General features: G+C 71.3%; 6 protein-coding genes and 1 pseudogene. 5 read left to right on the top strand and 2 right to left on the bottom strand.

Annotated features, from left to right (window positions below; all coding sequences use genetic code 11):
• The 5 genes and pseudogenes from AC08OX_RS09895 to AC08OX_RS09875 all read left to right on the top strand — a co-directional run.
• A pseudogene (locus AC08OX_RS09895) lies at nt 1–657 on the top strand (hypothetical protein); the annotation flags it as partial.
• Nucleotides 654–3,692, top strand: coding sequence for a DEAD/DEAH box helicase (locus AC08OX_RS09890; RefSeq protein WP_476607539.1), 3,039 nt, complete (start codon nt 654–656; stop codon nt 3,690–3,692). The pseudogene AC08OX_RS09895 and the gene AC08OX_RS09890, both read left to right, overlap by 4 nt.
• The gene (locus AC08OX_RS09885; protein WP_476607538.1) at nt 3,638–7,345 is read left to right on the top strand and encodes a Zn-binding domain-containing protein; all 3,708 of its coding nucleotides are present in this window, start codon (nt 3,638–3,640) and stop codon (nt 7,343–7,345) included. The genes AC08OX_RS09890 and AC08OX_RS09885 overlap by 55 nt, the downstream gene beginning before the upstream one ends.
• A complete protein-coding gene (locus AC08OX_RS09880; protein WP_476607537.1) occupies nt 7,342–8,298 on the top strand; it encodes a type II toxin-antitoxin system RelE family toxin in 957 nt (318 codons plus the stop codon). The genes AC08OX_RS09885 and AC08OX_RS09880 overlap by 4 nt, the downstream gene beginning before the upstream one ends.
• On the top strand, nt 8,183–9,652 hold the full coding sequence (locus tag AC08OX_RS09875; protein WP_476607536.1) for a UvrD-helicase domain-containing protein: 1,470 nt from the start codon (nt 8,183–8,185) through the stop codon (nt 9,650–9,652). Before AC08OX_RS09880 ends, AC08OX_RS09875 begins: the two co-directional genes overlap by 116 nt.
• Nucleotides 9,653–9,686: 34 nt before the next feature.
• Here the strand turns inward: AC08OX_RS09875 and AC08OX_RS09870 are convergent, their stop codons facing one another.
• Both AC08OX_RS09870 and AC08OX_RS09865 read right to left on the bottom strand, forming a co-directional pair.
• On the bottom strand, nt 9,687–10,442 hold the full coding sequence (locus AC08OX_RS09870) for an RNA-guided endonuclease InsQ/TnpB family protein (RefSeq protein WP_476607535.1): 756 nt from the start codon (nt 10,440–10,442) through the stop codon (nt 9,687–9,689).
• A gap of 52 nt (nt 10,443–10,494) precedes the next feature.
• The coding region (locus AC08OX_RS09865) for a vitamin B12 dependent-methionine synthase activation domain-containing protein (protein ID WP_476607534.1) at nt 10,495–10,813 on the bottom strand (319 nt) is incomplete at its 5' end.

The following is a 10,813-nucleotide window of genomic DNA, read 5'->3' as shown; positions in this document are numbered from 1 at the left end:
TATTTTGTACGAGTAACAGGGCGTAGCGACCTTGAGGTAACTGACGCCAATATATTGCCGGCGCCGATTGTGGACCATCCGTTGGCCGGGGCGATCCTGCTGCGGACGCTGCGGTTGAACTGCCTGACGTCGGCCTACGCGCCGCTGTGGAGTGAGGTGTTCGACCAGGCCTGGGGTGACGACGGCTGGGTGATCCCCACGCCGAACACTCCACCGCTCGGTGACGTCCGGCCGGAGTGGGACGTGCGGTCGCCGCTGCGGACCGAGCTGGCGCGGCGGGCGGCGCTGGTCGAGCTGGACGCGCTGGTCTCGGTGATGATGAACATCTCGGCGGATCAGCTCGTCGCCCTGTACCTCGCGCGCTTCCCCCAGCTTCAGGCCTACGAGGAAGACACCTGGTTCGATCTCGCCGGTCGCAAGATATGCGGCGACCGCAACTCGTTCGGGTTCGGCCAGGCCAAGGAGCACTACGTCCAGTTGCGTAAGCACCTGGAGGACCCTCGTCACGAGCCGCCGCCGGAAGGGTATGCTGCCCCGTCCCACAAGGCGGACCGGGAGGCGGAGATGCGGCAGGCGCACGCCGCGTTCAGTGCCCGGCTGCGGGCCGCCCGGGACGCGGGCTGGCGGGAGCCTGAGCCACCGGAGTCGGGCGGATGAGGCCGACGTTCGCCGCCGACAGCCTGCGGCGCAACCTGACGCAGTTCCTCACCACGACGTTCGCCCTCGCCGACGCGGACGAACGGGCCGCGCTCGCGCGCTTTCTGGAGCATCCCGAGCACGGCATCTACCGCGGGCCGTACCTGCGTGTCCGCATCCCGTTCCGGCCGGCGGCCGACGGCTGGCAACGACACCTCCAGTGGCATCCGGGCGGGGACTGGACGCCCTACGAACACCAGGCCCGGGCGTTCGAGCGGCTGAGCACCCTGCATTCCCCGGCCGAGCCGACGCTGGTGACCACCGGCACCGGCTCCGGCAAGACCGAGGCCTTCCTTGTCCCGGTCCTGGATCACTGCGAGCGGGCCGGCCGAGCCGGCCGGCGCGGCGTCAAGGCGCTGCTGCTCTACCCGATGAACGCACTGGCCTCCGACCAGACGCAGCGCATCGACGAGTTCCTCGCCCGGCCGGGCCTGGAACACGTGACCGCCGGGCTGTACGTCGGCGACGTGGCGGAGACGACCTACGCCCGGGTGCTGACCTCCCGCGCGGAGATGCGCCGCAACCCGCCGGACATCCTGGTCACCAACTACAAGATGCTCGACCAACTGCTGCAGCGGGCCGACGACGTGCCGCTGTGGGAGGGTGCCGAGCTCGCGTATGTCGTGCTCGACGAGTTCCACGCCTACGACGGCGCCCAGGGCACCGACGTCGCGATGCTGCTGCGGCGGCTCGGCGCCGTCACCGGCCAGGCCGAGCCGGGCCGTCCGCTCGGGGCCGCCTGCCCGGTCGCCACCTCGGCGACCCTCGGCGAGGGCCAGGGCAGCGACGGCGGCGCGGCCATCCGCGGCGTCGCGGGCCAGGTTTTCGGCACCGTCTTCGACGAGGCGGCGCTGATCGGCGAAGACCGTCAGCGCCCGGAGGAGATTCTCCGCCCGGTCGACCACAACCTGCCGCTGCCGGACCCGGCGGACCTCGCGGGCATTCCCGACCCGGCCCGGGACACCTGGTCGCTGCGGCGGACCGTGGCGGCCGTGCTCGGCGTGGACACCTTCGACCCGGCTGTGCTTGGCCGGCATCTCCAGCGGCACATCCTCACCCACGCGGTGCTGGGTCTGCTCGGTGACGAGCCCAGGACCGCGGCGGAGATCCTGGAACTGCTCCCACGCCGGGGCGCCTACCGCTGGGGCCTCGCCCTGCAGAACGAACCCGAGGTGGCCGCGCTCGGACTGGCCCGGTTCGTCGGGCTGCTGTCGATGGCCCGCGACCCGGACCGGCCTGAGCGCCCGTTCCTCGGTGTCGAGACGCACCTGTGGGTCCGGGCCGTGTCGCGGCTGCTGCGAGGCGTGGCCCGGCAGCCGACCTTCCTGTGGGACGGCGACCCCCGCCGGGTACCCGTCGCCGACGCATCCGAGGCCGACGGTGCGGTCGCGGATACCAGTCAGGCGCTGCTCCCGGCGGTCTACTGCCGGCACTGCGGCCGGTCCGGCTGGTCGGCGATCTCGCCCGAGCGCGATCCGCACGAACTCGTCACCGACCCGGCCAAGATCTACCGGGCCGGCGTCGGCCGGGACAAGCGGCGGGTACGCGCCCTGCTCGCCGCGACCCCGGGCGAGATCGCGGGCACCGGCCGCGGCCTGTTCGTGCTCGACTCCGCCGGCAGCCGCATCCGTCCGTTCGACCCGGCGAAGGACCGCGCCCGGGCCGACCGCCCCGGTTCCGGCAACGGTCCCGGCAACGGTTCCGGTTCCGGTCCCGGTTCCGGTTCCGGCAACGACTCCGGTAACGACGTGGTCGTCCTCGCCGATCTCGGGGACGATCGGGCGGCCAGCCTGGACCGCTGCCCGGCCTGCGGGCTGGACCAGGGCATCCGCTATCTGGGTGCGGGCCTGGCGACGCTGGCTTCGGTCGCCGTCACCCAGCTGTTCACCGGCGGCGAGCTGGCCGGCCGGGAACGGCGCACCCTGCTGTTCAACGACTCGGTGCAGGACGCCGCCCACCGGGCCGGTTTCGTCGCGAACCGCTCGTTCACCTTCTCGCTGCGCTCGCTGCTCGCCGCCCAACTGGTACCCGGCCAGCCGGTGACTCTCGACGCCGTCGTCGCCGACCTGGTGGCCGCCGCCACCGACCGCGACACCCTTGCCGCGATCATCCCGCCCGACCTGCACGACTCACCCGGTATCGACGCCCTGCTGTCCGGTGAGCACACCGGCAGCCGCAGCACCTGGCGGCTGGTCGCTGACCGGCTGGGGTTCGCCACCGTGCTCGAGTTCGGCCTGCGTTCCCGCCAGGGCCGCACGCTCGAGCTCACCCGCACCGTCGCCGCCGATGTCGTGCTCGACGAACCGGGGAAGGTCGCCGCCCTGTGCCGCGACCTGCTGCTCACCGGCCGGGCCGCGCAGCTCCCGGCCGGGAGCCTGCCCGACGAGGCACGGCTGGAGGCCTTCGTCCGGGGTGTGCTCGAACGGCTGCGCGTCCGCGGCGGCGTCCGCCACACCTGGCTGGCCGGCTACCTCGCCCAGGGCGGCCGCCGGTGGATGGTCTGGGGTGGCCGGCCCGCCGGCATGCCGGCTTTCCCGGAGGGCCTCTCGGCGCCCGCATTCCTGCTGTCCGGGCCTCGGCGCAACAGCGAGTTCGACCTGCTCACCGCGCGCGGCGGCTGGTACCAGGACTGGGCGCGACGGTGCCTGGGCGGGCTCGACCGGGAGGCCGTCCACGAGTTCCTCGGCCGTCTGCTGCCCGAACTCGCCGGTGCCGGCGTGCTGCGCAGCCACCAGCTCACCGCCGACCCGACACTTTCGGTGTTCGGGCTGCAACCCGGCCACGTTCGGGTTGTCCGGCTTGACGATTCCGCGGCCGAGCTGGCCGGGATCCGCTGCGACTCCTGCTCCTGGGCGCAGACCGTGCCGCCGGCTGGGTCGGGCAGCCCTGCCAGCGGTACCGCTGCGATGGTCACCTCACCGCCGCGCCCGACGCCGCCGCCGTGGGCGACTACTACCGTCGGCTCTACCTCGGGGGCGGGGTGTTCCGGGTGGTGACGGGCGAGCACACCGGCGTCCTCACCCGCGTGCAGCGCGAACAGGTGGAACGGCAGTTCCTCGACGGTACCCGCTACACCGACCCGAACGTGCTGTCCTGCACCCCGACGCTGGAGCTCGGGATCGACATCGGGGAGCTGTCGGCCGTGCTGCTCGCGTCGTTACCGGCTGCGCCCGCGAACTACGTGCAGCGCGCTGGGCGGGCGGGCCGCCGTAGCGGGAACGCGTTCGTGCTGACGCTGCTCGCCAACCGCGCCCGGGACCGTTACTACCTCACCGAACCCCGCGAGATGATCGCTGGCCAGATCGTCCCGCCGGGCTGCTACCTGTCCGCGGTCGAGATCCTGCGGCGCCAGTATGTCGCGCACCTCATCGACCTGGCGGCGCGTCGCCAGCTGCCCGGCGTGCTGCCGCTGCCGCGTCGGGCCGGCGCCCTGTTCGGCCCGACCGGCTGGCTGTCGTCGTTCGGCGCCGCGGCCAAGCGGGCCGGCGCCGACACTGTCGAGGTGTTCCTGTCGCTGTTCGGTGACGACGTCACGGCGCAGGCCGCCGGTGAACTGCGGGTGTTCGCGACCGACCGAGCCGGCGGAATCGGCGGAATCGAGGGTGCGCTGGCCTGCGTGGACGCCGCCTGGGAAGCCCGGCTGGACGGCCTGCGTCACCGGCTGGCGGCCATCTTGTCCGCCACCGACGCCCTTGCCGACTCCGACCCCGACCAGAAGCGCGAGGCCCGCGGTCTGCGGGCCGAGCAGCGGGCCGTCCGAAAGCGGGTCGCCGAGATCGGCCGGGCCTCGGCGCACGCCACGCTCGTCGAGTTCGGACTGCTGCCGAACTACGCCCTGATCGACACCAACACCATGCTCGAAGCGACCCTGACGTGGGAAGACGGCGGGTCAGGACCCGACGACCGCAGATACCACAGCGAGGTCCGCGAGTACCCGCGCCCCGCCCGGCAGGCGCTGCGTGAGATCGCACCTGGCAACATCTACTACGTCCGGGGATACCAGCATGAGATCAGCGGTCTTGAGATCGGCACGCCGGACAGCCCGGCCTGGGAACACTGGCGGGTGTGCCCCGCCTGCGGCCACGTGCGCACCGAACACGCCATCCAGGACCCGAGCGCCTGCCCTCGCTGCGGCAGCCGCGGCATCGCCGACTCGGGGAACCTGTACCAGGTGCTACGGCCCAGCAAGGTGACCGCGGTTGACCGCGGCGATGACGCGCGTATCCGGGACGACGCCGAGGACCGCGTCGTCCGGGCATACTCGATGGCCCACACGGTGGACGTCGACCCCCAGCAGGTGCTGCGGTCGTGGCGGCACACCGGCATCACCTTCGGGATCGACTACACCCGGACGGCCGTGGTGCGGGAGTTCAACCTCGGCCCGGCGCGGTACGACCGGCCGGCCGGCAACGTCTTCGGCGGCGCCCAGGTTCGGCTCAATCCCTTCCACGCCTGCGTCACCTGCGGCGGTACCCCGGAGGACGGCCCGCCGCCGAGCCCGGCCACCGCGGCGGCAGGCCAGGGTGGCCTGCCCGTGGCGGCCACCGCCACCTCGATGCCGGGAACGGTTCCGCGCGAGGCTCAGCACCACCGGCGGTGGTGTCCGTACCGGCGTTCCCCTTCGGCGACCCGGCACGTCCCGCTCATCCTGGCGCACGAGCTGCGCACCGAGGCGATACGCATCCTGGTCCCGGCCGTCACCGCCGCCGTCGACGAACGGATGGCCTCGTTCGCGGCAGCGCTTCGCCTGGGCATCGCGGCCCGCTACGGCGGCGATCCGGATCATCTGCGGATCGTTCGGGCGGTGATGCCCGACGGCGGCCAGCACGGCACCGGGCACGTGCGCCGGTTCCTCGTCGTCCACGACACCCAGCCCGGCGGCACCGGCTACCTGCATCGGCTCTCCGACCCCGACAGCTTCCGGGAGGTGCTCGCCGCCGCGCTGCGGGCCGTCGAGAGCTGCCGGTGCGCCGAGGAAGGACGCGTGGCATGCCACCGGTGCCTGTTACGGGACGCCCGCGACGACGAGTTCCAGCTGATCAGCCGGTTCTACGCGGTGGCGATGCTGCGTTCCCTGCTGGACGGGTGGGACGTCGTCGGTGGCCAGTGTACCGACGAGATCTCGCTGTTCGACCAGGTCGAGAGTGAACTCGAAGCGCGGTTCCTAGCCGGTCTGCTCGACTGGGGCGCCCGTCCCGGAAGCCGGGCGACCGTGACCCGCACCGCCGACACCCATGGCGCACGCACCGCCGACCTGCGCATCAGCCGGCCCGACGGGCAGGTCGTCCACTGGCAGCTGAGGCTGCAGAACACCATTCACGGGACCAGACCAGACGCGCTGTTCGTCCGGGTAGACGCGGCCCCGTCGACTGTCGCGGTGTACCTCGACGGATTCAGCTACCACGCCTCGAAGGAGCACAACCGGATCGCCGACGACGCGGACAAACGAACGCTGCTGCGTGCCCATGACATCGTGGTCTTCCAACTGGCCTGGGACGACGTCGAAGCCTGGTGCGGCCGGCCGGTGGCGCAGCCGCCGGTCTGGCCACCGTACGCCGGCAACGCCCAGGCCGGCGCCCGGGACCTGTACCGGCTCCTGACCGGCCGAGATGTGCGGGAACTGGCCGGCACGGTGTGGGCGAACCCGGTTGAGCTGCTGCTCGCCTACCTCGGGGATCCCGACGCCGAGCTCTGGCGGTCCCGGACGGTCGCGGCGCTGGCCGGCCTGCTCAACCTGCCTGGCTCGCGGACCACCGCGAGCCGCGGCGGCGTGGCGGCAGCGGTACGGGAGGCGCTGACCGCCGGACCGACCGCTGGTCCGGCCGTCCCCGGACGGCCGACGACCCGCCCGGGGACGGCCGGACCGGTCACGGTCGTCCGTGTCGAGGACGCCCACCACTGCCCGGTCGTCGTGGTCGCGGATCAGAGCGACGGCGGGCCACCCGTGTGGACCGCACTCGTGCTCGTCGACGACCGCACCGCGACCGTCGCGAACGACACCGATGCCCACCGGCTGCGGTGGGCCGCCTGGCTGTACTGGAGCAATCTGCTGCAGTTCCTTGACTCCGGGGGCGGCGACGGCGTCCAGCTCGCGCGGAGCGCCCTCGGCGAGTTTGACCCGTCGTTGCTCCGGGTCGCGGCGGGATCGGGTGCGTTGTCGGTGCGTCGGTCGGTCCAGCTCGATGCCGAGACCTCGGTCTGGATCGGGACGTCGTCCGGTGCGCATCCCGGGGCGGCTGTCGAGGTAACCGGCCCGGCGCAGCAGCAGCAGCCGGCGGCGGTCGGGCCCGCGTGGCAGGCGGTGCTCAGGCTGATCACCGCGACGGAGCCGGGGCTGGTCGAGCTGGTGCGGGAGCTGGCGGCGCGGGATGTGCCGGTACCGGAGGTCGGGTACGAACTCGGGGACGCGGCCTGGCAGGCGGAGCTGGCCTGGCCGGCCGCCAGGATCGGGGTCGTCACCGCGGCCGGGCCGGGCGACCCCGAAGGCTCGGGACGCGACGCCGCCTACGCGGCGGCAGGCTGGCTGGTGCGGACCGCGTCCGAATGGCAGGCGTCCGATCTCGCCTCGAACCTCACATCGAACCCCGCAACGAACCCCGCATCAAGGATCGATGGTCCACTCGGCTCACGGAGGGACAGCCAGTCGTGACCGACCAAGCCAAGGTGACACTTCGCATCCTGGATCGGGCCGACAAGGAGATCCTCAAGCTCACCCGGGCTGAGAAAGGCGGCGTCTACGACTTTCAGAGCGCCTTCCGGCAGAACCTGAACACCCCGAGCCTGCACTTCAAGCGACTCAAGGGCAATTCTCGGCTGTTCTCCGCCCGGATCGGCAAGGATCATCGCGCGTTGCTGCTCCACGTGGGCAACCAGGACTACCTGCTTGTGTCGGTCAAGCACCGCAGCGAGGTCTACGACGGCATCGAGGACAAGTATTCCTACCAGATCAACCGAGTCACCGGCGGCATCGAGGTCGTGGACCTGTCCGCCGTCGGTGACGGCATCGTCGGCCGGTTGTTGCCGCCGGAACGGCAGCTGACCCACACCCGGGTCAGGCCCGCCCAGGTCAGGCCAGAGCCGGCGCCGGGAGTCGGCGACACCGCAGGGGGGGAGCCGGGCGGCCAGAAGGACCTCGAACGGCCGTTGTTCGAGGCCTTCACTGACCAGGACCTGGTCGACCTCGGTGTGGTTCCGGCCCTGCTTCCGCTGATCAGACGGATCGTTGACGAGGACGAGCTGCTCGGGCTCGCCGAGGTCGCCCCGCAGCTCACGTCCGACGTGCTCCTGGCGCTGCACGACGGCAAGAGCGTCGAAGAAGTACTCGAACACGTCACCGTGCCGGTGAAGGCCGACAGCCCGGTCGACCCGGAGGACTTCGCTGCGGCGGTTGCCCGGCCGGCGACCCAGGTGACCAGCGACGATGCCGCGCTGCAGGCGGTGCTGGGCGAGTCGTTCGCGCGGTGGCAGGTCGACCCAGCGCCAGCTCGTGGACCGGGTCTACGGCGGACCGGCGCGGGTCAGCGGCGGGCCGGGAACCGGGAAGACGATCGTCGCGCTGCACCGGGCCGGGCACCTCGCCGCCCGGCTGCCGCCGGGCGATGACAAGCCGATCCTGCTCACCACGTTCAACCGCAACCTTGCCGCCGACCTGCGGGCCCGGTTCCTCGACCTAGTCGGCCCCGACCTCGTCGATCGGGTCGATATCGTCAACATCGACAAGCTCGCGAGCCGGGTTGTCGGTGAGGCCGGGGCGAGCCGTCGCCGGCGGACGATCGACGATGACGCCGCCGTGCGGGAGTGGGCCGCGATGCTTGACGAGGTCGGTGAACGACGGTGGGACGCCGAGTTTCTCGCGGCCGAGTGGGCCGAGGTCGTTCTGGGCCAGGTGCTCCGTTCCCGCACCGACTACTTCAAGGCCCGGCGACCAGGTCGAGGGCGGCCACTGTCCCGAGCCGACCGCGACGCGGTGTGGCAACTCGTCGAACGTTTCACCAAGCGCCTGGACGACGCCGGTGTGTGGACGTGGCGCCAGGTAGCCGAATACGCCGCCCGCACCGAACAGGACCGCGCGGCCGCGGTGGTGAGCGCGGCCGGTCAGCCCACCGCTTCCGGCTCCCTGCCCAGGTACCGCTATCGGCATGTCGTCGTGGATGAGGCCCAGGACCTCAACCCGGCGCACTGGAAGATGCTGCGGGCCATGGTCGCGCCAGGTCGGGACGACATCTTCCTCGTCGGCGACACCCACCAGCGAATCTACGATAATTACGTCATGCTTGGTAGTCTCGGCGTGAATATCCGTGGTCGCAGTGCCAAGTTGACGCTGAGCTACCGCACCACCCGTCAGATCCTGTGGACAGCGCTTCGGCTGCTTGCCGGTGAGACGTACGACGACCTCGACGGCGGCGACGACAACCTCGCGGGGTACCGGTCGCTGCTCAGTGGCGGAGAACCCGTGCTCGGTGAGGCCGTCACCTGGGCGGATGAACTGAAGCTCATCAGCGGGCAGATCAGGGTCTGGGAGAGCGCCGGCGACGGTTCGACCAGTGCCGGCGACGGTTCGACCGCCGTGTGCGTGCCGACTCGACGGATGGTGGAGGACGTCGTCACACACCTCGAGGCGAGCGGGATTTCTGCCATCGAGATCGGGCCGGACGGGCCGAAGCGAGCCGACGGCGTCCACGTGGGCACCATGCACCGTTTCAAGGGCCTGGAGTACCGGCGGATCATCATCGGAGGTGCCAGCGCCGGGCTTGTGCCCCGTGGCGTGATCGAGCGGTACCAGGACGTCGACCCAAAGCGGTACCAGCAGGAACGGGCACGAGACCGGTCACTGCTGTTCGTCGCGGCGACCCGCGCCCGCGACGAACTGGCGATCTTCTGGCACGGCCGGCCAAGCCCGTTCCTGGCCGCCGCCTGGACGCGGCGTCGCGCCGTTGGGTCGAGCTTGCGCAACTGACGAAGCGCATGCGGGGTTATGCCGACCGGGTACCTCATACCAGGCCGAGGTCGGCCTTTACCTTGTCCCATGGAACGGGCGTCTGCCCGGTAGCCGCCATCTCCTCGACGTAGACCACTTGGTTATCGCGGACCAGCCGGGCGGCAAGCTTGTGATGATGATCCCGGCGGGTTTCGCGCACTTTCCGGTGCAACACCGCTACCCGCCGCACCGCCTTCCGACGGTTCGCGGAACCTTTCCGTGTGCGGGCCAGCGACCGCTGGGCGCGGGCGAGATGCTGCCGCTTCGACCGCGGCGGGCGAGGGTTCGCCACGATCTCACCCGTGGACATGGTCACCAACCGATCGAGCCCGAGATCGACCCCCACCTCGGCGGGCACGACCGGGTACGGCTCGTCGGTCACATCGACCACGAACGACACGTAGTACCGGCCGTCCGCTTCCCGGATCACCGTGGCCGACGACGGAACCGACGGCAACCCCCGAGACCAGGCGAGTTCGACATCTCCGACCTTCGTGATCCGAGTTCTTAACGCGACTGGGCGACACTCGCCACCTGGTCCGTCAGCATGCTTGAGCGGGAGGTGTTCACCGAAGCGGGGTCGCGGCCCGGCTTCTCGGCCTGCCGCAGAACACCCTCCACTACTGCTTGGCGGGTGGCACGGTCGGCGACCGGGCCTACAAGCCGGTGATCCGTGTCGCACCCCGGGCGGCCGGCCTCGACTACAAGAAGACTGCCAAGCGTACGTCTGGCCGGCCCCTCGTGCTTCTTGCGGGAACGGCCGCCGCATGTCAGATCACGAGGAGTAAGCGTCGCGAACCCGGACCTGCTGTCCGGGGCGTCTACTCGGGATCGTAGGCGAGGTTGGGGCGTAGCCAGCGCTCGACGTCGGAGATCTTCAGGACCCGCCGCTGGGCGTAGTCCTCGACCTGGTCCCGGCCGATGCGCCCGACGGTGAAGTACCGCGACGACGGATGGGCGAAGATGAGCCCGCTGACGGCGGCGGCGGGGGTCATCGCGAAGGACTCGGTCAGGCCCATCCCCACCCGCCCGGCGTCCAGCAGGTCGAACAGCGCCTGCTTCTCGCTGTGGTCGGGGCTCGCCGAGGCGTTCGCCGAGTATGTCCACCTTGAGGCGCGACGCGCCTGGTTCGAGCCGGAC

The organism is Frankia sp. CoBUL1, from assembly GCF_978021245.1.
The sequence above is the reverse complement of the archived record's forward strand: the minus strand, read 5'-3'. Positions and strand labels throughout refer to the sequence as shown.